Source organism: Streptomyces sp. NPDC051976, assembly GCF_040680795.1.
GTDB lineage: Bacteria > Actinomycetota > Actinomycetes > Streptomycetales > Streptomycetaceae > Actinacidiphila.
In genome coordinates this window covers 17,782-40,470 of record NZ_JBFAXL010000063.1, presented here as the reverse complement: position 1 = coordinate 40,470, position 22,689 = coordinate 17,782, and the positions used below count along the sequence as shown (strand labels likewise).

Annotated in this window: 18 protein-coding genes; 7 read left to right on the top strand and 11 right to left on the bottom strand. The window is 72.3% G+C overall.

Annotated features, from left to right (window positions below; all coding sequences use genetic code 11):
- Positions 1-21: 21 nt before the first annotated feature.
- Positions 22-2,031: a glycosyltransferase family 2 protein gene (locus AB0M29_RS37900; protein WP_365391354.1), complete on the top strand. Its 2,010-nt coding sequence runs from the start codon at positions 22-24 to the stop codon at positions 2,029-2,031.
- Here the strand turns inward: AB0M29_RS37900 and AB0M29_RS37895 are convergent.
- Complete coding sequence (locus AB0M29_RS37895; RefSeq protein ID WP_365391353.1) at positions 1,955-3,625, bottom strand: glucoamylase family protein; 1,671 nt, start codon at positions 3,623-3,625, stop codon at positions 1,955-1,957. The two genes, AB0M29_RS37900 and AB0M29_RS37895, sit on opposite strands and share 77 nt — an antisense overlap.
- Before the next feature lie 68 nt (positions 3,626-3,693).
- The gene (locus tag AB0M29_RS37890) at positions 3,694-4,899 is read right to left on the bottom strand and encodes an NAD-dependent epimerase/dehydratase family protein (RefSeq protein WP_365391352.1); all 1,206 of its coding nucleotides are present in this window, start codon (positions 4,897-4,899) and stop codon (positions 3,694-3,696) included.
- Between the two features lie 431 nt (positions 4,900-5,330).
- Here AB0M29_RS37890 and AB0M29_RS37885 point away from each other — a divergent pair, with 431 nt between their 5' ends.
- From AB0M29_RS37885 to AB0M29_RS37875, 3 genes are read left to right on the top strand one after another with little or no spacing between them, the layout of a single operon-like run.
- Positions 5,331-6,041 carry a phosphoadenylyl-sulfate reductase gene (locus tag AB0M29_RS37885; protein ID WP_365391351.1) on the top strand — a complete coding sequence of 237 codons (711 nt, stop codon included), beginning with the start codon at positions 5,331-5,333 and terminating at the stop codon, positions 6,039-6,041.
- A 12-nt stretch (positions 6,042-6,053) separates the two neighbouring features.
- On the top strand, positions 6,054-7,013 hold the full coding sequence (gene cysD, locus AB0M29_RS37880; RefSeq protein ID WP_365391350.1) for a sulfate adenylyltransferase subunit CysD: 960 nt from the start codon (positions 6,054-6,056) through the stop codon (positions 7,011-7,013).
- Positions 7,013-8,344 (top strand): GTP-binding protein, encoded by a 1,332-nt coding sequence (locus AB0M29_RS37875; protein WP_365391349.1) that lies wholly within the window; start codon positions 7,013-7,015, stop codon positions 8,342-8,344. Before cysD ends, AB0M29_RS37875 begins: the two co-directional genes overlap by 1 nt.
- On the opposite strand, the gene AB0M29_RS37870 is transcribed toward AB0M29_RS37875, so the two are convergent.
- Entirely contained in the window at positions 8,345-9,424 is a 1,080-nt protein-coding gene (locus AB0M29_RS37870) for a sigma-70 family RNA polymerase sigma factor (RefSeq protein ID WP_365391361.1), read from the bottom strand. It lies immediately after the preceding gene.
- A 65-nt stretch (positions 9,425-9,489) separates the two neighbouring features.
- Between AB0M29_RS37870 and AB0M29_RS37865 the strand changes: the two genes are divergently transcribed.
- On the top strand, positions 9,490-10,065 hold the full coding sequence (locus AB0M29_RS37865) for a dihydrofolate reductase family protein (protein WP_365391348.1): 576 nt from the start codon (positions 9,490-9,492) through the stop codon (positions 10,063-10,065).
- 42 nt (positions 10,066-10,107) lie between these two features.
- On the opposite strand, the gene AB0M29_RS37860 is transcribed toward AB0M29_RS37865, so the two are convergent.
- The 6 genes from AB0M29_RS37860 to AB0M29_RS37835 all read right to left on the bottom strand — a co-directional run bounded on the left by AB0M29_RS37860 (position 10,108) and on the right by AB0M29_RS37835 (position 15,484).
- Positions 10,108-10,428, bottom strand: coding sequence for a multidrug efflux SMR transporter (locus AB0M29_RS37860; RefSeq protein WP_365391347.1), 321 nt, complete (start codon positions 10,426-10,428; stop codon positions 10,108-10,110).
- 31 nt (positions 10,429-10,459) lie between these two features.
- Entirely contained in the window at positions 10,460-11,137 is a 678-nt protein-coding gene (locus AB0M29_RS37855; RefSeq protein WP_365391346.1) for an HAD family phosphatase, read from the bottom strand.
- Positions 11,138-11,323: 186 nt separating this feature from the next.
- Entirely contained in the window at positions 11,324-12,424 is a 1,101-nt protein-coding gene (locus AB0M29_RS37850; RefSeq protein ID WP_365391345.1) for an ABC transporter ATP-binding protein, read from the bottom strand.
- Positions 12,421-13,254, bottom strand: a complete 834-nt coding sequence (locus AB0M29_RS37845; protein WP_365391360.1) for an ABC transporter permease subunit — start codon at positions 13,252-13,254, stop codon at positions 12,421-12,423. Before AB0M29_RS37845 ends, AB0M29_RS37850 begins: the two co-directional genes overlap by 4 nt.
- Before the next feature lie 113 nt (positions 13,255-13,367).
- On the bottom strand, positions 13,368-14,351 hold the full coding sequence (locus tag AB0M29_RS37840) for an ABC transporter permease (protein ID WP_365391344.1): 984 nt from the start codon (positions 14,349-14,351) through the stop codon (positions 13,368-13,370).
- 8 nt (positions 14,352-14,359) lie between these two features.
- The gene (locus tag AB0M29_RS37835) at positions 14,360-15,484 is read right to left on the bottom strand and encodes an extracellular solute-binding protein (protein WP_365391359.1); all 1,125 of its coding nucleotides are present in this window, start codon (positions 15,482-15,484) and stop codon (positions 14,360-14,362) included.
- A 338-nt stretch (positions 15,485-15,822) separates the two neighbouring features.
- Here AB0M29_RS37835 and AB0M29_RS37830 point away from each other — a divergent pair, with 338 nt between their 5' ends.
- Positions 15,823-16,713: a GntR family transcriptional regulator gene (locus AB0M29_RS37830; protein ID WP_365391343.1), complete on the top strand. Its 891-nt coding sequence runs from the start codon at positions 15,823-15,825 to the stop codon at positions 16,711-16,713.
- A gap of 116 nt (positions 16,714-16,829) precedes the next feature.
- Complete coding sequence (locus tag AB0M29_RS37825) at positions 16,830-19,484, top strand: SpoIIE family protein phosphatase (RefSeq protein WP_365391342.1); 2,655 nt, start codon at positions 16,830-16,832, stop codon at positions 19,482-19,484.
- A gap of 53 nt (positions 19,485-19,537) precedes the next feature.
- Here the strand turns inward: AB0M29_RS37825 and AB0M29_RS37820 are convergent, their stop codons facing one another.
- Together AB0M29_RS37820 and AB0M29_RS37815 are read right to left on the bottom strand one after the other, a co-directional pair.
- On the bottom strand, positions 19,538-21,211 hold the full coding sequence (locus AB0M29_RS37820) for an esterase-like activity of phytase family protein (RefSeq protein WP_365391341.1): 1,674 nt from the start codon (positions 21,209-21,211) through the stop codon (positions 19,538-19,540).
- A gap of 152 nt (positions 21,212-21,363) precedes the next feature.
- Positions 21,364-22,581 carry an Ig-like domain-containing protein gene (locus AB0M29_RS37815; protein ID WP_365391340.1) on the bottom strand — a complete coding sequence of 406 codons (1,218 nt, stop codon included), beginning with the start codon at positions 22,579-22,581 and terminating at the stop codon, positions 21,364-21,366.
- Between the last annotated feature and the right edge of the window lie 108 nt (positions 22,582-22,689).

Sequence of the window (22,689 nt, the reverse complement as noted above, 5' to 3'; positions counted from 1 at the left end):
TTCTCCGGTGGAGGTGCCGCGGTGCTCAGGCATTCCGGTCTGCTGATGCTCGCCCTCGACGCCGCGCTGGTGGCGGCGATCGTGCTGCACGCGCTGCGGCGGCGGTTCGACGACTCCGACCGCGGGGTGGGAAACGTCGTGGTGCTGCGCAAACCGCACCCGCCGTCGCTGGCGCGCGTCGCCGTCTTCGTCGCGGTGTGCGTGCTGGGCAGCGTCGGTCTGATCGGCCTGCGCTCGCCCGACCTGTCGAGGACGTACCGGGCGGTCATCGCGCACATGGCGGTGCGGATCTACCCCGAGCCCGCCGTCGTGAACAGCTATGTGTCGCACCTGCGGCCCGTCATCCCGCTCAGCTTCCTCGCCTTCTCCGTCGCGCTGGCCGTGTCGATCCACGCCACCCCCGGGCGGCGGCTGGTGATCCTGCTGCACGCGCCGCTGGCGGTCTTCACGTCCGTGCTCGCCGACACGCTGCTGGCGGTCGGCGGGATCGAGAGCGGTCTGCCGCTCGGGCCGTTCCCGCTGGTGAGCATCCTGATGCACTACCTGGTGGCGTACGTGCTCGCGATGCGGCTGGCCCTGACGACCTACCAACTGCCGCGGCCCACGCAGGTGCCGATCACCCGCAAGGGCGACCTGCTCGACACCCTGATCCTGCTCACCGTGCTGCTCGTCGTCTTCGTGCTCGTGGCGACGGGCGCCGACTACGTCATCCGCCGCACCGGCGGCGACCCGGTCTTCTACACGTTCGTGCTGATCGCGGTGCCCGTCTACCTGAAGTTCGGCATCTACATCGTGCTGACGGTGCTGCGCTTCTTCGGCGGCCGGCGGCTGCCGGAGCCGCCGCCGGTCGAGGACCGGCCGCCGATCGACGTCATCGGCCCGGCGTACAACGAGGAGACGAACATCGTCCGCTGGGTCGAGAGCATCGACGCGGCGGCGGTCGTCTACGGCGGGCCCGTACGCCTGATCCTGTGCGACGACGGCTCGGTGGACGGCACCCGGGCGCTGGCGGAGGAGGCGATGGCCCGTGCGGTCGCGGTCCGCGGCGAGGTCATCGCGGGCGCGCACGCGGGCAAGGCGACGGCGCTCAACCTCGCGCTCACCCACTGCACCGCGGACTACGTCATCCGCCACGACACCGACTGCGAGGTGCACCCGCAGTCCTTCCTCTACACCGTCCCGTGGTTCGAGTCCGACCCGAGGATCGGTCTCGTGGGCGCCTTCATGTTCGTGAAGCGGCCGCTGAGCACCTGGATCGACCGGATGCGCTCGCTGGAGCTGGCCGCCGGGTTCGGTCTGCCGCGCCTCGCCTACGCCGTCGTCGACATGCAGCCGTGCGTGCCGGGCAACTACACGGCCGTACGCCGCGAGGCCGCGCTGGAGATCGGCGGCTGGCCGGAGGGCATGCTCGGCGAGGACATCGACTTCACCTGCTCACTGGCCCGGATCGGCTACCGGGCGGTGTACGACCGCCGGGTCTGGGCGTACGAGGACGTGCCGGAGGACGCCGCCCAGTTGCGGATGCAGCGGCGGCGCTGGAGCCAGGGCTCGATCTACAACTTCGCGCGGTTCGTGCCCTTCGCCTGCGGCACGGCGGGACCGCGGTTCTGGTTCGCCGAGTTCTTCAAGGGCGCGCGGCGGCTGGTGCAGCCGATGCAGTTCGCCGCGTATCTCTTCGCCCTCCAGGTGGCGCTGTTCGACCCCGGCGTACGGCAGAACCTGCCCCACCTGCTGGCGTTCTTCATCCTCGCCAAGCTGCCCATGCTGGTGGTCGTGATGTGCAGCATGTTCTACCGCGGGCTGTGGCGGGCGTTCCTGTGGTGGCCGCTCTTCCTCGGCTTCATGATGATCAAGCGGCTGGCCAACGTGGAGGCGCTGCTGCTGCTGCGGACCCGGCCGGTCAGCCCGGTGTGGTGGCACCGGGCCCGGCGGACCCGGCCGGACTCCGCCGGCATCACCTGGCCCGTGCTCCGCCCGCGCTACCTCCCCGAACCCGCCGCCGGGGACGATGAGTTGGCCGGGGTGAGGTGACCGCGGGCCCGTCCGCGGCCGGGCTGGTCGCGGACGGACCGGTCGCGGAAGGCCCGACCCCCTGGATCGAGTAGTGCTCCATGCTCATGTACGGCGCCAGCAGGTCCGTGTACGGCGTGTGGGCCGTGTACGTCTGCAACTGGTCGTGGTCCACGGCGTTGTCGATCGCCATCAGGACCGTCATCTGGTTCTGCGCCATGAAACGCGTGGCCACCTCGCTCGTGCGGACGCTCGCCGAGTCCAGGAAGCCGTACTGCGTGTAGAGGGTGGGGAACCGCTTGCGCAGCGCCGCGATGTTCGCGAACGCCTCGTCGGGGATGACCGGCAGTGCCAGGAACGCGGCGCTGGGGGTGACCACGTCGTGGGCGATGGCGCCCTGGTCGATGGCGAGCGGGGCGGCGCCGTAGTTGGTGTACCGGGGGTGGTCGCCGGGCGCGATGGCGGGCGCCCAGCCCCAGACGGGCGTCTTGGCGCCGTCCGCCGCGTAGGCGCCGTGCGCCAGCGCGGTGTTGCGGTCGTTGAGCCCGAGGCTGTCGGGCGCCATCGTCTGCTCGGGGAAGACCAGGTCCGGCGCCAGCGCTTGGAACATGCTGCCGCTGAAGGTCGGCACGAACTGGATGCCGTCGTAGGCGTAGTGGCCCTCGAAGATCTGGTACGTGCGGTGGTTCTGCGGGTCCACGTAGCCGACCGTCGTGCCGCGCGGCACCTGCCGCTGGCGGTGGTCGGCGGGCGGCGTGCGGTTCAGGCCCCACCACAGCGCGCCGGGGACCTTGCCGCTGCCGATGGCCATGTACTCGGCGATCCGCGGCCCCGAGTAGGCGTTCTGGTACGTGGCCCGGGAGTAGTCGCCGCCGACCTGGTAGCCGTTGTAGAGGACGTTGTCGGCCTGGTCGTAGAGGAACTGCCAGTCCATGGCGTCCAGCAGGGTCCCGAACCGGGCGGCGAGGGCGGGGAAGGCGCTCCTGGCCACCAGCAGGCCCTGTCCGAGCCAGCCGTTGTCGACGCTGGAGACGTATCCGGTCTGCGCGGTGTCGCCCCGGGGGCCGTCGATGGGGGCGCCGGTCTTCGTGCTGTACCAGCGGAAGAGGAAGCCGCGGTATTTGGCCATGCCCTCGATCTCGCCCAGCGTCGCGGCGGCGGCCGTCTGCGCCTGGTCCGCCGTCACCAGGCCGAGGTCCCTGGCCGCCACGATCGACGACAGATAGCTGCCGATCAGGGCGGGGTTGGTGTACTCCTGGGCGTCCGACGGCGGCTGGAGGGTGACATGGCTGCCCGGCGGCCCGTCCAGCAGGACGCTGTCGCGCGGTAAGTGCGTGGCGGGGTTGAGGCCGGGGCCGGACAGCAGGCTCCAGGTGCGGGCCGCGGCCTGCCGCAGGAAGGTGAGCTGGCCGTTGTTCAGATACGCCGTGGGGTCGGTGACGAGCGAGCTGCCCGCCGCGCGCGACGCCCACGGGTCGGTGACGACGCCGCGCGCGGACGGGCCCGGCGGACCGTTGTCCACCAGGCCCGCCACGCCGCAACTCGCCGCCGCGACCAGGATCGAGGCCGTGATCCCCAGACCGGCGGCCCGGATCTTGCCGTGCGTTCCCACCACCCGCTCACTCCTTCGCAGTTGCGGTCCGTCCCGGTCGTGCGGCGTGTGCTGCCGTGCGCTCGGACCCGCTACCCGACGGGCAGCCGGACGACGAGGTCCTCGGCGGTGGGCATGCCCGCCCGCCAGACCGAACGCGCCACGATCTTGGACGGGTCCACGCGGTGCCGGTAGCGGCCCGCGATCTCGGTGCACTCCTCGAACAGGCCGTCCGACAGCGTGGTCGGCTCCAGCCCCAGCGCGAGGAACTGGTCGTTGCGGACGTTCAGTTCGTTGGCGTCCTGCTCCCTGCGCGGGTTCGGCAGGTTCGCGACCTCGACGCCGGTCATCTTGCTGACCATCTGGGCCAGGTCGGACACCCGGTGCGTCTCGGTGATCTGGTTGAACACCCGGGGCCTGCTGGTCTCCGGCGGGTTCTCCAGCGCGATCTCGATACATCGCACGGTGTCGCGGATGTGGATGAAGGCACGGGTCTGGCCGCCGCTGCCGTGCACGGTCAGCGGGTGGCCGACGGCGGCCTGCATCAGGAACCGGTTGAGCACGGTGCCGTAGTCGCCGTCGTAGTCGAACCGGTTGACCAGCCGCTCGTCGCGGACGGTCTGCGGGGTCTGGGTCCCCCAGACGATGCCCTGGTGCAGATCGGTGATGCGGAGCTGGTCGTTGCCCGCGTAGAAGGCGAACATCAACTGGTCCAGGACCTTGGTGAGGTGGTAGACCGAGCCCGGGTTGGCGGGGTGCAGGATCTCCCGCTCGATGTCGCCGTCGGGCGTGGGCACCTTGACCGTCAGATAGCCCTCGGGGATCGGGGCCGAGCCCGACCAGCCGTAGCCGTAGACGCCCATGGTCCCCAGGTGCACCAGGTTCGCCCCGATGCCGGTGGTGACGAGCGCCTCCAGCAGGTTGTGGGTGGCGCGGACGTTGTTGTCGACCGTGTAGCGCTTGGCCTGCGGCGACCGCATCGAGTACGGCGCCGCCCGCTGCTCGGCGAAGTGCACGATCGCGTCCGGGCGCCGGTCCTTCAGCAGCGTCACGAACCGGTCGTACTCGCGGGCCAGGTCGAGCCGGACGAACGCGATGTCGCGGCCGGAGACCTCGCCCCAGACGCGGACGCGCTCGCCGATCGGACGGATGGGGGTGAGGGACTCGACCTCCAGCTCGAGGTCGATCGCGCGGCGGCTCAGATTGTCGACGACGGTGACGTCGTGACCGCGGTCGGACAGGTGCAGGGCCGTCGGCCAGCCGCAGAACCCGTCTCCGCCGAGAACTAACACATGCATGGGTTTCCACTCCTCGTCGATGTGATGGGGGGAACGAGATGAGCGGGATTTGTTAGGAAACCTTACTTACTTGTCCGGGGAAGATACTCCCGTGCCGTGGAGCCGTCAACGCATCCGGCGTGACGGGTGTTCTTGGCGGTGCCGCCGTGCCGGGTGTGTCGCGGTACGGGCTCGCCGCCGCCGCTGTGCGATCCCTTGACACGCCCTGAGGGCACGCGTATCAACATTCCCGGGATTGTTAGGAAAGCTGACTAATAACCGGGGCGGGGTCGGCCGACGGGATCCGTCGTGCCGTACCCGCCCCGGCGTCCGCCTGGCCGGCTGCCGCGGACCGTGTGCCTCACCCCGCTCGCGCTGCTCGCTGCCCCGCTCGCCGCCCTGCTCGCGCTTCTCGCTCCACCCACCACTCTCGCTGGGAGGCATGACTCGTGATGAGCACCACTGGACACCGGAAGGATCCGGCGTACTGGAAGGCCGTCGCGGACTCCGCGTGCGTCGAACTGGCCGACGCCGACGCGCTGGAGACCCTGGCCTGGACGGCGCGGACGTTCGGCGACCGCTGGATCGTCGCGTCGAGCATGCAGGACGCCCTGCTGATCGACCTCGCCGTCCGCGTGAACCCGGCCGTCGACGTGCTGTTCCTGCAGACCGGCTACCACTTCCCCGAGACCCTCGGCACCCGCGACGCCGTGACGGTGGACTATCCGCGGTTACGGGTGATCGATGCCGAGCCCGAGCAGTCCGTCGCCGAGCAGGAGGCGGCGTACGGCACGCTGCACCGCACGGACCCCGGCCGCTGCTGCCAACTGCGCAAAGTACGGCCGCTGCGGCGGGCGCTGGCCGGCTACGACGCCTGGGTGACCGGCATCCGCAGGGCCGACGCGCCGACCCGCGCGGACGCGCCGCTGGTCAGCTGGGACGAGCGCCACGGCCTGGTGAAGGTCAACCCGATCGCGGCCTGGTCGGACGAGCGGGCCGAACGCTACCTCGCCGAGCGCGGCGTGCTGCGCAACCCGCTGGTCGCCGAGGGCTACACCTCCATCGGCTGCGCGCCCTGCACCACCAAGCCCGGCCCCGACGACGGGCCGCGCGGCGGCCGGTGGGCCGGACTCGGCAAGACCGAGTGCGGACTTCACGGCTGAGGAGCCCCCGACATGACGACGGTCCACCCCACAGACCCTCACCCCCACCACCGGCCCGGCCACCCCCACCCCTACGACGGCGACCCCGACACCCTCGACGCGCTGGAGTCCGAGGCGATCCACATCCTGCGCGAGGTCGCCAACGAGTTCGACGCGCCGGTGATCCTCTTCTCCGGCGGCAAGGACTCCGCCGTCCTGCTGCACCTGGCGGTGAAGGCGTTCTGGCCCGCGCCCGTCGCCTTCCCGCTGCTGCACGTCGACACCGGCCACAACTTCGCCGAGGTGACCGCCTTCCGGGACCGTACGGCCGCCCGCCACCAGGTGCGGCTGCTGGTCGCCCGGGTGCAGGACTGGATCGACGACGGGCGGCTGGCGGAGCGCACCGACGGCACCCGCAACCCGCTGCAGACCGTGCCGCTGCTGGACACCATCACCTCGCACCGGTTCGACGCGGTGCTCGGCGGCGCCCGCCGGGACGAGGAGCGGGCCCGGGCGAAGGAACGCGTCTTCAGCCTGCGCAACTCCTTCGGCCAGTGGGAACCGCGCCGGCAGCGCCCCGAGCTGTGGAACCTGTACAACGGCCGCCACCGCCCCGGCGAGCACGTCCGCGTCTTCCCGCTGTCCAACTGGACCGAGCTGGACGTGTGGCACTACATCGCCCGGGAGCGCGTGGAGCTGCCGTCCCTCTACTACGCCCACCGGCGCGAGGTGTTCCGGCGCGGCGACATGTGGATGACCGCCGGCCCCTGGGGCGGCGCGCGGGACGGCGAGGAGGTGTGCGAGCGCACCGTGCGCTACCGCACCGTCGGCGACGGCTCCTGTACGGGCGCGGTCGACTCGGACGCCGCGACCGTCGACGAGGTGATCGCCGAGGTCGCGGCGAGCCGTCTCACCGAACGCGGCGCGACCCGGGCCGACGACCGGCTGTCCGAGGCGGCGATGGAAGACCGTAAACGAGAGGGGTACTTCTGATGGCGCGAGGCACGGACGACTTCGGCACGGACGACCGGCCCGCGGCGCTGCTGCGGCTGGCCACCGCGGGCAGCGTCGACGACGGCAAGTCCACGCTCGTCGGGCGGCTGCTGTACGAGACCAAGTCGGTGCTCGCCGACCAGCTCGACGCCGTGCGCCGGGCCAGCGTGGACCGCGGACTCGCCACGCCCGACCTGTCGTTGCTGGTGGACGGGTTGCGCTCGGAGCGCGAGCAGGGCATCACCATCGACGTGGCGCACCGCTACTTCGCCACACCGAAGCGGTCCTTCGTGCTGGCCGACACCCCCGGCCACGTCCAGTACACCCGCAACACCGTGACCGGTGCCTCCACCGCCCAGCTGGCCGTGGTGCTGGTCGACGCGCGCTCCGGCGTCGTCGAGCAGACCCGCAGGCACGCCGCCGTCCTGGCCCTCCTCGGTGTGCCCCGGCTGGTCCTGGCGGTCAACAAGATCGACCTCGTGGACTACGCGGAGCCGGCCTTCACCCTGATCGCCGAGGAGTTCGGCGCGTACGCGAAGGCGCTCGGCTACGACGGCGGCGACGTGACGTCCGTCCCCGTCTCGGCGCTGTGCGGCGACAACGTGGTGGAGCGGTCCGCGCGCACTCCCTGGTACGAAGGACCCACGCTGCTGGAGGAGTTGGAGACGGCGCCGGTCGTCCCCGAGGCGTACGACGCGCCGTTCCGCTTCCCGGTGCAGCATGTGATCCGGCCGCGCACCCCCGAGTACCCCGACTACCGCGGTTACGCGGGCCAGGTCGCCTCGGGCAGCGTCGCCGTCGGCGACAAGGTGCTGGTGCTCCCGGCCGGGCTGCGGACCACCGTCGAGGGCGTCGACACCGCGGACGGCCCGCTGGCAGCGGCGACGGCGGGCCGCTCGCTGACGCTGCTGCTCAGCGACGCGATCGACGTCTCGCGCGGCGACATGATCGTGGCCGCGGACGAACCGCCCGTCCTCACCGACGAGTTGGACGCGGCGCTGTGCTGGCTGGCGGAGACCCCGCTGCGTCCCGGCATGCGGGTGCTGGTCAAACACGGCACCAGGACCGTCAACGGCCAGGTGACGGAGGTGACCTCGCGGTTCAGCGAGCAGACCCTGACCACCACCGCCGCACCCGGGGAACTACGCCTCAACGAGATCGGCCAGGTCCTGCTGCGCGTCGCGCAGCCGCTCCCGGTCGACGCCTACCGGGCCAACCGCCGTACCGGCTCTTTCCTCGTCATCGACCCGGCCGACGGCACGACGCTCGCCGCCGGGCTGGTCGGCACACCGCTCTTCGCCGCCGTGCCACCGGTGATCAGCGCACGGTGATCAGCGTCCGGTGAGCCGGGCGGGCAGACCGAACGCGGCGAACACCCGCGGGTCCTGGAAGGAGGTGCTGCGGGTGATGCCCGCGTCGGTGACGGTGAGGACCTGGAGGCTGTGCAGGTCGTACCCGCCGTCCCCGGCGCGGGTGTAGGCGGCGAGCGCGGGCTGCCCGTTGGCGCGCGCCGGTTCCATGCGCCAGTCCGTGCCCCGGAGGGTGAAGGCGCGCGCCAGGAAGCGCACATACCGCTCGGGGCCCACGAACCAGTTGACGAAGGGGGGCATCTCCAGCACGACGTCATCGGCGAGCAGCTTCTCCAGCGCCCCCAGGTCCGCGCTCTCGAAGGCGGCCACATAGCGCTCGACGCGGGCCCGGTGGCCGGGGTCCGCGGGCTCGTCGATCTGGTCCTCGCCGAGCCCGGCGTCGCCGAGCGTCGCCCTGGCCCGCTGCAGCGCGCTGTTGACCGCCGCCGTCGTCATGCCCAGCGCGGCGGCCACCTCGGCGGCGGGCCACTCCAGGACCTCCCGCAGGATGAGCACGGCCCGCTGCCTGGCGGGCAGGAACTGCATCGCCGCGATGAACGCGAGCCGCAGCGAGCCCCGCGAGAAGAGCACGCCCGCCGGGTCGCCGAACATCGCGTCCGGCGCCGGCTGCAGCCACGGCACCTCCTCGCCCCTGACCAGCGGCGCCTCCGGGTCGTCGCCGGGCGGGGTGCCGAGCCCGGACGGCAGCGGGCGGCGGCTGCGCTGCTCCAGCGCGGCCAGGCACGCGTTGGTCGCGATCCGGTAGAGCCAGGTGCGCAGCCCCGCGCGGCGCGGATCGTAGCTGCCGTACGCGCGCCAGGCCCGCAGCAGCGTCTCCTGCAGCAGGTCCTCGGCGTCGTGCAGCGAGCCCGTCATCCGGTAGCAGTGCGCCAGCAGCTCCCGCCGGTACGGTTCCGTCCCGGCGGCGAAGTCCCCCTGGGCCGTGGTCGTCGTCGTCACCCTGTCCTCCTCAGCCGTGGTGCGAACCCCTCTCCGTACATACCGGCGGGCGGCCCCGAACTCATCGGTGCGCCACCGATGAGTCGCGGCGGCCGCGCCGATACATACCGGTGAAAGGCGACAGCGGAGTCGGCGCGGGCCGCGCCGACCGACATCAGGGACACACCATGGGCAAGATCGTCATCAGCACCAACAGCACACTCGACGGCGTCGTGCAGGACCCGGACGGCGAGGACGGCTTCAGCCGCGGCGGCTGGTTCAACGGGCTGGGGGACAAGGACAAGGAAGCCTGGGCCAAGGTCTTCTTCGACGAGGCGATGACCGCGGGCGCCCTGCTCCTCGGCCGGCACAGCGACGCCTGGTTCGCCGGCCGCTGGGACTCCCGCGAGGGGGTGTGGGCGGACAGGCTCAACAGCCTGCCCAAGTACGTCGTCTCGTCCACGCTGGAGAAGACCGCGTGGCGCAACGGCACCGTCCTGAGCGGCGACCCCGCCACCGAGGTCGCCAGGATCCGGGAGACCGTCCCCGGCGACATCCTGCTCTACGGCAGCGCCCGGCTCGCCCACACCCTGCTGGCGCACGGCCTGGTCGACGAGATCCGGCTGGTCGTCTTCCCGACCCTGCTCGGCGCGGGCACCCGGCTCTTCCCGGAGACCCCGGCCGAGCACCGGCTCCGCCTGACCGGGACCCGTCCCGTCGGTGACAGCCTGGTCCTCGTCACCTACGAGGCCGTCCGCGACTGACACCACGGGCGGGCGCCCAGGACGGTCCCGGGCGCCCGCCCGTCAGTGGGCGCCGTGGAAGTTCAGTGCCACCACGCCCGCGATGATCAGGGCGATGCCCGCCCACTGCGGCCAGCCCAGGGGTTCGCCGAAGGCCACGGCGCCGATGGCGGCGACCGAGGCGGTGCCGACACCCGACCAGACGGCGTAGGCGACCGAGACCGGGATGTCCTTGAGCGCGATGCCCAGCAGGACGAAGGAGGCCACGTAGCCGATGACGACCAGGACGGTGGGGAGCACTCGGGTGTAGCCGTCGGTGAGCTTCAGGCAGCAGGTGGCGCAGACCTCGGAGACGATGGCGAGGGCGAGCAGGAAGTAGGGCACGGTGACTCCGAGGAGGTGCGGGCCGGGGCCCCTAGACCCGGGCGGCGGCGAGGGTGGAGAGCAGCACCAGATCGACCTCCTCCAGGCTGCCGACCACCAGGACACCGGGCTCCGAGGTGATCGGGACGGTGGACGGGACGGCCACAGCATGGCATCCCGCGGCCAGTGCGGAGGACAGGCCGAGCGGGCTGTCCTCCACCGCGACGCACGTACGCGGCGCGACGCCGAGCCGGGCGGTCGCGGCGAGGTACGGCGCCGGGTCGGGCTTGCTGCGGACGGTGTCCTCGGCCGCCACCGTCAGGGTGAACCACTCCTCGCCCAGGGTGCGCAGCACGAGGTCGACGATCCGCCGCGGTGAGGCGGTGACCAGCGCCGCGGGGACCCTCGCGTCCCGCAGTTCGGCCAGCAGCCGCAGGGCGCCGGGCCGCGGGGTCACGTCCTCGGCCACCCGCGCCGCGAAGGCGGCGTCGAGGTCGTGGGCGATCCGCGCCTCGGACGCGTCGGGACCGGCCATCCCGTACAGGTACCCGGCGGTGTGCGCGACCGGGCGGCCCAGCACGTTCGGCAGGTCGTCGTCGGTCAGCCCGTACCCCATTCCCTCCGCGATCTCGGCGACCGCCAGCCACCACAGATGTTCGGTGTCGACGAGTGTGCCGTCCATGTCGAACAGGACGGCGGCGGGGTGGGCGGGGGTGAGACGGGAGCGCACGAAGGCCCTTCCTGGAGGATGAATCGGTGGACGCGGCCGATCCGGGCATGCTGGATCGGCCGGTACGGCGGTCAGTTAGCGCGGCCGGTCCTGCGGCGCGGCGGATCGGCCGGTACGGCGGGTCGGGCCGCATGGCGGTTGAGCCGTCCGGCGGTCGGGTCGCGCGGTGGTCGGGACGTACGGCGGTCAGGCCGGACGGCGGCGGTCGACCAGCACCGGGCGCTCGGGCAGCGTCGGCGTGGCCGCGCAGCCCACGGGCAGGGCGGCCGCGTCCTCGGTGGGCACATCGGCCTTGACCTCGGTACCGTCCGCGAGGCGGACCGTGATCCGGGTGATCGCGCCGAGGAAGGAGGCGGCCACCACGGTGCCGCCGCCGCGCGGGTCGCCGCTGACCCGTACGGCCTCGGGCCGTACCAGCACGTCGAGTTCACCGTCGGCCGGCAGCTCGCCCTCGACGGGCAGCGTCACGCCCAGCACCTCGACCCGCCCGCCGTCGCCCGCGGCCCTGACCGCGGGGATACGGCTCATGGTGCCGACGAACTCGGCGACGAACGCGGTGGCGGGGCGCCCGTACAACTCGGCGGGCGCCGCGACCTGTTCGAGCCGCCCGGCGCGCAGGACGGCGACGCGGTCGGCCATCGACAGCGCCTCCTCCTGGTCGTGGGTGACGAACAGGGTGGTGATCCCCAGATCCTGCTGGAGCCGCCGGATCTCCTCGCGCAGCGACAGCCGCACCTTGGCGTCGAGCGCCGACAGTGGCTCGTCCAGCAGCAGCACGCGCGGCTCCAGCGCCAGCGCGCGGGCCAGCGCGACCCGCTGCTGCTGGCCGCCCGACATCTGGTGCGGGAAGCGCTCGGCCAGCCCGCCCAGACCCACCAGGTCCAGCAACTCCCCGGCCCTGCGGTGCCGTTCGGCCTTCCCCGTGCCGCGCATCCGCAGTCCGAAGGCGACGTTCCCCACGGCGGTCAGATGCGGGAAGAGGCTGTACGACTGGAAGACCATGCCCGCGCCGCGCCGGTGGGCGGGCACGCCGGTGACGTCCTTGCCGTCGACCAGCACCTGCCCGGCGTCCGGGCGCTCGAACCCGGCGAGCATCCGCAGCGCCGTGGTCTTGCCGCAGCCGGACGGGCCGAGCAGCGCCAGCAGTTCGCCCGGGTGGGCGGTCAGGTCGAGACCGTCCAGCGCGACCGTGGCGCCGAACCGCCTGCGCAGCCCGGCGAACTCGACGGTGGCACCGCCGTTCTCGCGGGCGGACGCGAAGGCTGCTTCTACGGTGGTCGCGGTCATGACGTCTTCTCCTGGGCGGTGGGTGCCGCGGCCGTGGCGGCGGGGTCGTTACGGGGGCCGCGGGATCCGCGGGAGCGGTCCCGGCCGCGGGCCGAGCGGGCGGAGCGGCCGCGTCCCGCCGCGGCGAGCAGGAGCAGCAGGACCCAGGTGAGGACCAGGCTCAGCACCGACACCGAGACGGACATCTGCGCGTCGCTGCCGCCGAGGGAGACGATCCACACCGCGAACGGCTGGTAGCCCAGGATCGAGGCGACGGTGTACTCGCCCAGCACCAGCGCCAGGGTGAGGAAGGCGGTGTTGAGCAGCGCGCCGCGCAGATTGGGCAGCACCACCTGGACGACCGCGCGCGGCCAGCTCGCCCCGCAGTTGCGGGCCGCCTCCACCAGGGTGGTGAGGTCGAGGCCGCTGAGCCCCGCGTCCAGCGTCCGGTACGCCAGCGGCAGCGCCATCAGCACGTACGCCAGCAGCAGGACCACCGGGAAGCCCGGGTTCTGGATGGTGTTGAAGGTCTGGAAGAGCGGGGTGTCGGCGAAGTCGTCGGGACCCCACTGGAGCACCGAGCTGATCCCGGCCGTCAGCGCCACCGCGGGCACCACCAGCGGCAGCGAGCAGAGCACCTCGACCAGGACCCGCAGCCGGGGCGCGGTCAGCCGTACCGCGACCAGCGCGGGCACCAGCAGCAGCAGCGTCAGTGCCGTGGTCGCGGCGGCGAGTTCCAGCGTCAGCCGCAGGCTGCTCCAGAACCCGGGGGCGCTGAGGATCCCGCTGTACGAGCTGAAGGTGAGGCCCTGGCCCGGCACGTCCACGGTGAACAGCACCGAAAGGGCCATCGGGCCGAGGAAGTACAGCGCGGCGACCAGGCCGACGACCGCGCGCCACACCCGCGGACGGCGCCGCCCGCGGGCCTGCGGCGTCTGCGGCACGGCCGTACCGGCGGTCGGGGTCAGTGCAGCCATCGTGCGCTCCTGCGCTGAAGGGGGATGTAGAGGGCCATCACCGCACCGGCGATCACGATCATGTCCAGGCTCAGCGCCAGCGCCACATTGCCCTGCCCCGCCAGCACGTTGCCGGACAGCGCGTTGGCTATCTGCAGCGTGATCAGCGGCACGGAGCTGCCGACGATCGCGGCGGCGGTGGCGTACGCGGCGAAGGCGCTGCCGAAGAGCAGCACGAAACCGCCGAGCAGACTCGGCGCCAGGATCGGCAGCGCCACGTGCAGCCAGTACTGGCGGGCCGTCGCGCCGCTGTTCTGCGCCGCCTCGCGCCACTGCGTGCGCAGGCCGTCCAGCGCGGGCGTGATGCTGAGCACCATCAGCGGCACCAGGAAGTACAGGTAGACCACGGTCAGCCCGGTGAAGGAGTACAGGCTCCAGCCGTGCTTGCCCAGGTCCAACGCGCGGGTCAGCTCACCGGAGTTGCCGAGGGTGGCGACGAAGGCGAAGGCCAGCGGCACACCGCCGAAGTTCGCCAGCACACCGGAGGCGGCGAGTACGCCCTCGCGCAGCGCGCGGAAGCGGGAGGTCACCACGGCGTGGGCGAGCGGCAGCCCGAGCACGACGCCAATCGCCGCGGTGAGGGCCGACAGCTTGACGCTGCCCCACAGCGCGGTGAGGTAGGCGCCGTGCACCGACTGGCTGAGGTTGTCGGTGGTCCAGTGCCTGCCGCCGGGCGCGCCCGGCGAGGTCTTGAAGGCGTTGGTGAGGATCGCGAAGGCGGGCAGCCCGAAGACCACGAGCACGAAGACGATCAGCGGCAGGACGGCGAGCCATCCGGCGGAGCGCGGTCGGAGGCGGGCTGCGAGCGAGCCGCTGGCGCGGCCGGCGCGGGGCGCCTTCTTACCGGTGAGGGGGGCGGCGGCCCCGCCGCCGGAGTCCTCAGGGGAGGATCCGGCGGCGGGGGACGGCGCCGCGGCGCGGGCCGTGGTCATCTGCGCGGTCAGCTCACGGCCTTGGACCAGCCGGCGAGCACGGCCTTCTGGGCCGTGTCGACCTGGGCGGAGGTCGGGAAGGTGGGGTTGCCGGTGACCGCGGGGAGCTTGGCGGCGGCGGCCTTGTCGATGGTGCCGGCGGACGCCATGGCCGTCATCTCCGCGGGGCGCGAGAAGCCCTGCAGCCACAGGTTCTGGCCCTCGGGGCTGTACAGGAACTCCTCCCACAGCCGGGCGGCGGCCGGGTGCGGGGCGTACTTGTTGATCGCCTGGCTGTAGTACTGCGCGTACTGGCCGTCGGTGGGCACGGCCACCTTCCAGTCCAGGCCCTTGCTCGCGAACTCCTTGGCGTAGCCCGCGTTGAGGTAGTCCCAGTCGATGCTGATCGGCGTCTCGCCCTTCTCGACGGTCGCCGGGGTGGACTCGACCGGGTTGAAGTTGCCGTTCGCCTTGAGCTTGTGGAAGAAGTCCAGGCCGGGCTGGATGTTGTCCAGCGAACCGCCGTTGGCGAGCGAGGCCGCGTAGACGCCGCCGAACGCCGAACCCGACTTGGTCGGGTCGCCGTTGAGCGCGACCTGGCCCTTGTACTGCGGCTTGAGCAGGTCGGCGAAGGTGGCCGGGCACACCTTGACGGCCTTCGCGTCGCAGCCGATGGAGACGTAGCCGCCGTAGTCGTCGTAGCGCAGGCCGGCCGCGTCCTTCTGGCCCGCCGGGATGGAGTCCCAGGTGGCGACCTTGTACGGGGCGAGGATGCCCTGCGCGGCGGCCTTCAGCGCGAAGGAGTTGCCGAGGTCGACGACGTCGGGGGCGCGGGTCTGGCCCTTGCGGGAGGTGATCGCGGTGATCTCGTCCTGGCTGGCGCCGTCGGGGTTCTCGACCGCGATCTTGATGCCGTACTTCTTCTCGAACGCGCTGATGATGGCGCCGTAGTTGGCCCAGTCCGGGGGCAGCGCGATGGCGTTGAGCTTGCCCTCCTTCTTGGCGGCGGCGACCAGTGCGGTCATCCCGCCGAAGTCCGCCGCGGAGGCGGCCGTCGCCGCGTTCTTGCCGCCCGAGGAGGTGGACGCCGAGCTGCTGGAGGACGAGCCGCAGCCGGTCAGGGCGAGCGCCGCGGCGGTGAGCCCGGCGGCCATGGCGGCGACGCGGGCGCGAGGGACTATCACGGGGTTCCTCCTGGAGAGACGCGACGTGCCTGGGGGACGCGCGGGGGACGTGTCACCGCGTACGGCGGTGGGGGCGTCGTACGGCCGCCGGCGGGAAGTCGGCCGGGTTGGCTGTACAACTTTCCCCAGTACGCCCGATGCTGGTGTCCAGGAGGTGAACGGCGAGGCGACACCAGGGGGATGGCGGCGGAATGTCGGCGTCCTCGTGCCGCTGACCGGCGGCGGAAGGCGACGCCTGGTGAGGGAGAGCGGATAGGGTCCAGCGGTGCGGAAGACGCGACCGCGGTGCGGTCGACGGAGGAGGGACGTTGCGGGGTGACGGCGCGGGGGCTGAGAAGGGCGCCCGGGATGCGGGCGGCCCGGACGAGGGCGGCCGAGGCGAGGGCGGCCCGGAAGCGGGCGGCCCGGAAGCGGGCGGCCGGGGCGAAGGCGCGTCCGCGAAGGGCGGCGCGGAGAGGGGCACCCTCTACCGCAAGGTCGCGGCCGACCTGCGGGAGGCCATAGCGGCGGGCGACTACGGGTCGGGCGGCAAGCTGCCCGCCGAGAGCGCCCTGGCCGAGCGGTACGGCGTCTCGCGCGGCACCATCCGCCAGGCGCTGGCGGCCCTGCGCGCCGACGGCCTGGTCACCTCCCGCCGCGGCACCCGGCGGGTCGTCCTCGGCACCGCCCGCGTCCAGAGCTTCTCGGAGCTGGTGAGCTTCACCCACTGGGCGCGCTCCGTCGGCGAGGAGCCGGGCGGCCGGGTGCACCGGATCGAGCGCCGCCCCGCCGACGACCTGGAGCGCGAGCAACTCCGGCTGGATCCGGGCGGGGAGGTCGTGCTCGTGCTGCGGGTACGGACGCTCTCCGGCCGCCCGGTGATGGTCGAACGCAGCCTGTACCCCGTGTGGGTGGGCGAGTTGGCCGCCGCGCTGCCGCCGGACGCCGTCTCGCACACCGAGCCGCTCCAGGAGCACGGTGTGGTCTTCGCCGACGCCGACCACACCATCGACCTCGTGCTGGCCGACGACGAGGACGCCCGGCTGCTGGAGTGCCGTCCCGGTGACCCGCTGCTGCGTGAGCGCCGCCGCTCGACCGACCCCCTCGGCGTCCCCGTCGAGTGGTCGGAGGACCGCTATCTGCCCGGCACCGTCGCCTTCACCGTCCACAACTCGATCGCGGCCTCCGCCCTCGGCCGCCGGCACCGCAGGACCCCGTGACCACCTGAACGGCGGCGCCCCGCGACCGCCCGCCGCACCGCTGAGCCGCTGGTGGGCGGGGTGCGCCGGGCCGGTCCCGCCTTGACACCCCCGGAGGGCCGGCGTACAGAGGAACCATGCGCCAGGGTGTGCCGGCGGATCCGCGAGGGCCGCATGTGACCGGCGGTAACACGGCGACGCGCGCGGGTGACCCCGTCGGTGTCCGCCGTCCCCGGCACGGCCCGGACCCTTCGCGGAGCACGACGGACGACGCTGTCGACGACGACCCGGCGGCCCCGTCCCCGGAGGCGGCTGCCCCGCTCCCGCACCCCTCCGACCAGGTACGGGACGACCTCTTCGCCGCCGCCGTGCTCAAGGTGCTCAAGGACACCGACGCCTACAGCGGCATGGTCTACCTGCGCTCCCACGACCGCCGCTCGCTGGTGCTGAGCACCGTCGCGGGGCTGCCGGTGTCGGCGCTGGGCTCGTTTCGGCGCGTCTCCGTGCACAGCCCGCTACCCGGCGCGATGGCGTACCGCACCGGCCGGAGCGTGTCCCTGTCCGGGTCCGAGGAGACCATGCGGCGCTTCCCCCAGCTGCTGGTGGGCCTGCCGTACTCCTTCGCGTCCGCGTACGCGCCGATCATCGCCGGGTCGGAGACCTACGGGTTCCTCTGCGCGCTCTGGAAGCCGTCCGCGGCCGGGCTGCCGCCGGGGGCGCGGCGGCATCTGCGGGCCGCGGCCAACCGGCTCGGCAGCGCGCTGGCGGAGCTGGCCACCCGGGGCGACGCGGTGGAGAGCCGCGGTGACACCGCGGCGATCGTCGAGCTGTCCGCCACGTCGGCGCCGGGATTCCGGGTCGGGCTGTTCGACTGGAACCTGGCCACCGGGGCCCTCACCGCCGACGACGAGATGTGCGCGATCTTCGGGCTCGAACCCGGGCAGTTCGACGGCCGCGCCGAGACGCTGGCCGCCCGGCTGCACCCCGACGACCTGCGCGCCTTCCGGCCCGCCGCCCGCCGCGCGCTGCGCGAGGGCAGGGTTTTCGCCGCCCATCTGCGGCTGATGGCGGGCGCGGGCCGCTCCCGCACCATCGAGCTGCGCGGCCGGGCCCACGACGCCGCGGCCGGCGGACAGCAGCTCGACCGACTGGTCGGTACCGTCCTCGACACCGGTACGAGCGCGGCGGCCTCCGAGGCCGTCGAGCGGCTGCGCCAGGGGGTCTTCTCGCTGGACGCCGAGGGGCTCGTCACCTACGCGAACCTGGGCGCCGAGCTTCTGCTCGGCGCCCACCGCGAGGAGATGCTCGCCCGTCCCTTGTGGGGCTCGCTGGGCTGGCTCGCCGACCCCGTCTACGAGGACCGGCACCGCGCGGCGATGATCTCCCGGCAGCCGACCGCCTTCCTGGCCTGCCGCCCGCCCGACCGCTGGCTGGCCTTCACGTTCTACCCCGACGCGAACGGCGTCACCGGGACGGTCGTACCGGCCACGGTCCCCGCCGGGGACGGCGGCCAGGAACCGGCCCCCGCCGAGATGGCGGCCGACGCCGTACCGCTCGGGCCCTCGGCCCCGGTGCGGCGGGCCGGGGTCGGCGCCATGTACCGCCTGCTGGAACTGGCCAGCACCCTGACCCAGGCGGTGACCGTACGCGAGGTGTGCACGGCCGTCGCCGAGCAGATCGTGCCCGCGTTCGGCGGCCAGGAGCTGGCCATCTACATCGTCTCGGGCAACCGGCTGAACCTCGCCCACCAGACCGGCTACCCCGACAGCTTCCTCGACCGCTTCGAGGGCACACCGATGCGGGCCAGGCTGCCCGGTGTGGAGACCCTCAACACCGGCGCGCCGATCTTCTTCGCCTCCGTCGACGAGCTGGCCGACGCGTACCCGGGCATCCCGATGGACGAGATGTGCGCGTGGGCGTTCCTGCCGCTGATCGCCTCGGGGCACCCGGTCGGCAGCTGCATCCTGGGCTTCGACGAGCCCCACCCCTTCACCGCCGAGGAGCGCGGGGTGCTGACCGCGCTCGGCGGCCTGATCGGCCAGGCCCTGGAGCGGGCCCGGCTCTACGACACGGAGTTCGCCCTCGCCCGCGGCCTGCAGAACGCGCTGCTGCCGCACCGGCTGCCGGAGGTGCCGGGCGTCACCATCGCGGCCCGCTATCTGCCGGGCACGCAGAGCATGGAGATCGGCGGTGACTGGTACGACGCGATCGTCACCACTCGCGGGCTCTGCCTGGTCATCGGCGACGTCGAGGGCCACAGCGTGGCCGCCGCCGCCACCATGGGCCAACTCCGCAGCGCGGTAAGGGCCTTCGCCACCAGCGACAGCGAACCGAACGAGGTGCTGGCCCGTACCAACCGCCTGCTGGCCGACCTCGACCCCGACCTGCTCGCCAGCAGCTGCCTCATCCAGCTCGACCGCACCGCGGGCCGGGCCCGTATCGCCCGGGCCGGCCACCTCCCACCGCTGATCCGCTACGCCGACGGCCGCACCGACGTCCTGGAAGTCCCCGGCGGCGCCCTCCTCGGCGTCGACCCCCGCACCGAATACCCGGTCAGCGAGTTCCACCCCGCCCCCGGCTCCATCCTCGCCCTCTACACCGACGGCCTCGTCGAAACCCCCGGCGTCCCCATCGACCAGGGCATCGACCGCCTCCGCGTCGCCCTCGCCCACGCCGACGCCACCCTCACCCTCGAACAACTGGCCGACCGCCTCCTGAGCGAAGCCACCCGCTCCACCCACCGCGCCGACGACGTGGCCCTCCTGCTCACGGCCTTCGCCCAGGAGCCGTGACGGGGGGTGGAACGGGTGACCGGGTGACCCGGTGACCGTAGGCCGGTCGGGCGTCAGTGGACGTGGATCGTGACCGTCACCGTTTTGAGGACCGCGGGGAGTTTGGTGGTGTCGACCTGGAGGATCTCGCCGTTGTCGGGCCGGGACGTGGGCGGGAGGACCTTTTGGTGGACGGTCCAGGTGCCGTCGGGGTCGACGGCGATGGTGTCGATGCCGAAGTCGTCGTCGTTGGAGAGGTAGAGGGTGCGGCCGGAGTCGGTGGTGGCGACGCCCTCGACCTTGTCGTGGCCGAAGAAGGCGCCGCTGGGGTCGAGTTGGCTGACCAGGGTGCCGACGTTGAGGTACGGCTGCTTCTGGGCCACGTTGACACCGGCGGTGGTGAGCGCGGTGAGGGCGGCGTTGGTGCCGGACTTGCCGACGAGGGCCTCGGGCGACTTGCCGTCGAGGGTGAGGCCGCTGACGTCGGTGGCGCCGTTGATGTCGGCCGCGTAGAGCGTCTTCGCGGCGAACGGCTCGACGTTTCCGTCGCGTTCGTCGATGAGGAACTTCGTGCCGGACAGCGCCGTGATCTCGCTGGCGGCGTCGCCGGTGGTGCTGGGGTCGTCCAGCAGGTAGAGGTACTGCTTGGTCCGGTACGACCGCAGGTCGATGGTGACGATGCGGATCGGCGCCACGTTGCTCGCCTTGGTGCTGCCCAGGTCCGGCTGCTGCAGCGCGGACTGCATCACGCCCACCAGGGTCGAGCCGTCGGGCGTGAGGGTGAGGCCCTCCATGCCCTTGTTCTTGGCGCGGTAGGCGAGTTCGGGCGGCAGATAGCCGATGATCTTGTGGAAGGCGTTGTCCGGGCTGTCCTTGTACGGGGTCAGCCGACCCAGCTCGTAGCCGTTCGCGTCGAAGTGCGTCAGGTACGGGCCGTACTCGTCGGAGACCCAGAAGGTGCCGTCGGGCAGCGCCACCAGGCCCTCGGAGTCGTAGCCGTACGGATCCCTGTCGACCGGCTTCGGCGTACCGCCGTTGGCGTTGGTGGCGGCGACGTCGTCGATGACCTCGCTGGTGTCGTGCGGCGGGCGGCCGCTGTACGGCACACCGCCCAGGCTCTTCGGGCCCTTCAGGGTGACCTTCCGCAGCAACTTCGCCTTGCCGTCGACGAGCGTGAACTCACCGATCTGCGGCGTGAAGTCCAGCACCATCTCGGACTTGTTGCCGTCGGGGGCGTCGGCGTTGGGGCCGCGGTCGGTCAGCCCGTAGAAGTGCCCGTGCCTGCCCGGCACCGGGGCCAGCGACGAGCCGTACCCCTCCCCGGAGATCTCGGTGGTGGTGCCGCCGGGCCCCGCGACCCGCGCGAGCGGCGGCACCGGGCCGCCGTCCGCCGCGGTGTCCTGGAAGAGCCGCACCGCGTCGGTCACCGTGTACGTGAAGGTGTCCGTGCCCTGGAACCCGGACTCCGGCTGGTAGGTGAAGGTGCCGTCGGCGTTGACCGCCACCGTCCCGTGGGACGGCTTGGTGTGCCGTACGACCGCGGTCGCGCCCGCGTCGTTGCGCAGCACGTCACCGCTCACCGTGCCGTGGCCGGAAAAGGAGTCGGACACCGCGCCGAAGTCGTGGGACGGGGCCGACAGCCAGCCACCGGCCTGCGCGGCGGCTGTGCCCGCCCCCACCACGGCCACGGTGGCACCGATCGCCACGGCGATCCGTACACGCTTGCGCGAGAAGGGTCTGTGAGTCATGTCCCAGAAGATCCCGGCCATCGGTGAACTCCCGGCGGACCCCCGGTGAACCGGTGCTTCACAGACCCCCGGAACTTCATGCCGAAGGGCCGCCTCCCCTTGCGCGGGAGGCGGCCCTCGATGTCAGGCGCTCAACGGTGCCGGGCGTGGGGTCAGTTGGCGACCCACTGGGACCACGACATGTTCCAGCCGTTCAGTCCGTTGCTCGGGTCGATGATCTTGTCGGGGGAGTTGACGACCTGGATGACGTCACCGATCAGCGAGTGGTTGTAGAACCACGCCGCGGGCGTGTTGGGGTCGCCGCCGCCCTTGACGTCGTGCAGACCCACGCAGCCGTGGCTGGTGTTCTCGTGGCCGAAGACCGACAGCGGCCGCCAGTAGTTGCCGTGCGCGAAGGTGCCCGAGTCCGACAGCCGCATACCGTGCGGCACGTCCTTGATGTGGTACGCGGCGCCCAGACCGACGGTGTGGGAGTCCATGTCGACGACGGGATCCTTCTCCTCGATCACCATCTTGCCGTTGTACGTGGTGTGCTGCGCGTCGCCGAGGCTGGTCGGGAACTGCTTGTACAGCGACCCGTTGCGGTAGATCTTCAGCTGCTTGTTCTTGTTGTCGGCCACGGAGGTCTGCGAGCGGCCGATGACGAAGGAGACGTCCTTGGACTGCTGGCCGTACACGCCCGGCGACATCTGCACGCCGTTCAGCCGCAGGTGCAGGGTGACCTTCGTACCCGGCGCCCAGTAGTTCTCGGGCCGGAAGTCGAGCCGCTGGTTGCCGAACCAGTGCCCCTTGACGTCCACCGCGGGGCTCGCGGTGACGGTGATCCCCTTGTGGGTGGCGGCCTGGTCGCCGACCGGCTTGTTGAAGTGGATCGACACCTCCATGCCCACGCCGTACGTGTCACCGGGGTTGACGTTGAAGCTGCCGAAGTTCACGGCCTTCGGCGTCAGCGTGGTGAACGTGGAGTGCTGCACGGAGACCAGACCCGCGGCGTCGACGCCCGTGGCGGTCACCGTGTACTTCGTGCCGGTGTGCAGGACGCCCGACGGCGTCCAGCTGGTGCCGTCGGCGGATATCGCGCCGTCCACCGGCGCGCCCGAGGACGGCGTCACGACGACCTTCGTCAGCTTGCCCTGGGCGGCCGAGATCTTCAGCGCACCCGAGGTGTCCACCCCGGTGGCACCGCTCTTCGGCAGGATCGACACCTGGGCCGCCGACGCCTTCTGCGCCGTCGCGTTGCCCCCGCTGCCGCCCGTACCCCCGCTGCCCGCCTTGCCGTCCTGGTGGTCCTCGCCGTGCGCACTGCCCCCACAGCCCGTCACGGCGATCAGCGTCAGCCCGGCGGCCAGCGCCACCAGACCTCCGCGCATACCGCGCGCCCCGCGGCGGCCACCCGCCCGCGCCCCCGCCATCGCGGCATCCACCCTCTGTACCGAACGCAATGAACTCTCCCCTCCCGATGTCTCCCCCATAAGAAC

Excerpts from the sequence above, each read along its gene's own strand:
- AB0M29_RS37820 (WP_365391341.1), bottom strand. The coding sequence starts at position 21,211 with ATGACTCACAGACCCTTCTCGCGCAAGCGTGTACGGATCGCCGTGGCG.
- AB0M29_RS37850 (WP_365391345.1), bottom strand. The coding sequence starts at position 12,424 with ATGACCGCGACCACCGTAGAAGCAGCCTTCGCGTCCGCCCGCGAGAAC.
- AB0M29_RS37885 (WP_365391351.1), top strand. The coding sequence starts at position 5,331 with ATGAGCACCACTGGACACCGGAAGGATCCGGCGTACTGGAAGGCCGTC.
- AB0M29_RS37865 (WP_365391348.1), top strand. The coding sequence starts at position 9,490 with ATGGGCAAGATCGTCATCAGCACCAACAGCACACTCGACGGCGTCGTG.
- cysD (WP_365391350.1), top strand. The coding sequence starts at position 6,054 with ATGACGACGGTCCACCCCACAGACCCTCACCCCCACCACCGGCCCGGC.
- AB0M29_RS37840 (WP_365391344.1), bottom strand. The coding sequence starts at position 14,351 with ATGACCACGGCCCGCGCCGCGGCGCCGTCCCCCGCCGCCGGATCCTCC.
- AB0M29_RS37835 (WP_365391359.1), bottom strand. The coding sequence starts at position 15,484 with ATGGCCGCCGGGCTCACCGCCGCGGCGCTCGCCCTGACCGGCTGCGGC.
- AB0M29_RS37825 (WP_365391342.1), top strand. The coding sequence starts at position 16,830 with ATGCGCCAGGGTGTGCCGGCGGATCCGCGAGGGCCGCATGTGACCGGC.
- AB0M29_RS37875 (WP_365391349.1), top strand. The coding sequence starts at position 7,013 with ATGGCGCGAGGCACGGACGACTTCGGCACGGACGACCGGCCCGCGGCG.
- AB0M29_RS37890 (WP_365391352.1), bottom strand. The coding sequence starts at position 4,899 with ATGCATGTGTTAGTTCTCGGCGGAGACGGGTTCTGCGGCTGGCCGACG.
- AB0M29_RS37815 (WP_365391340.1), bottom strand. The coding sequence starts at position 22,581 with ATGCGCGGAGGTCTGGTGGCGCTGGCCGCCGGGCTGACGCTGATCGCC.
- AB0M29_RS37845 (WP_365391360.1), bottom strand. The coding sequence starts at position 13,254 with ATGGCCCTTTCGGTGCTGTTCACCGTGGACGTGCCGGGCCAGGGCCTC.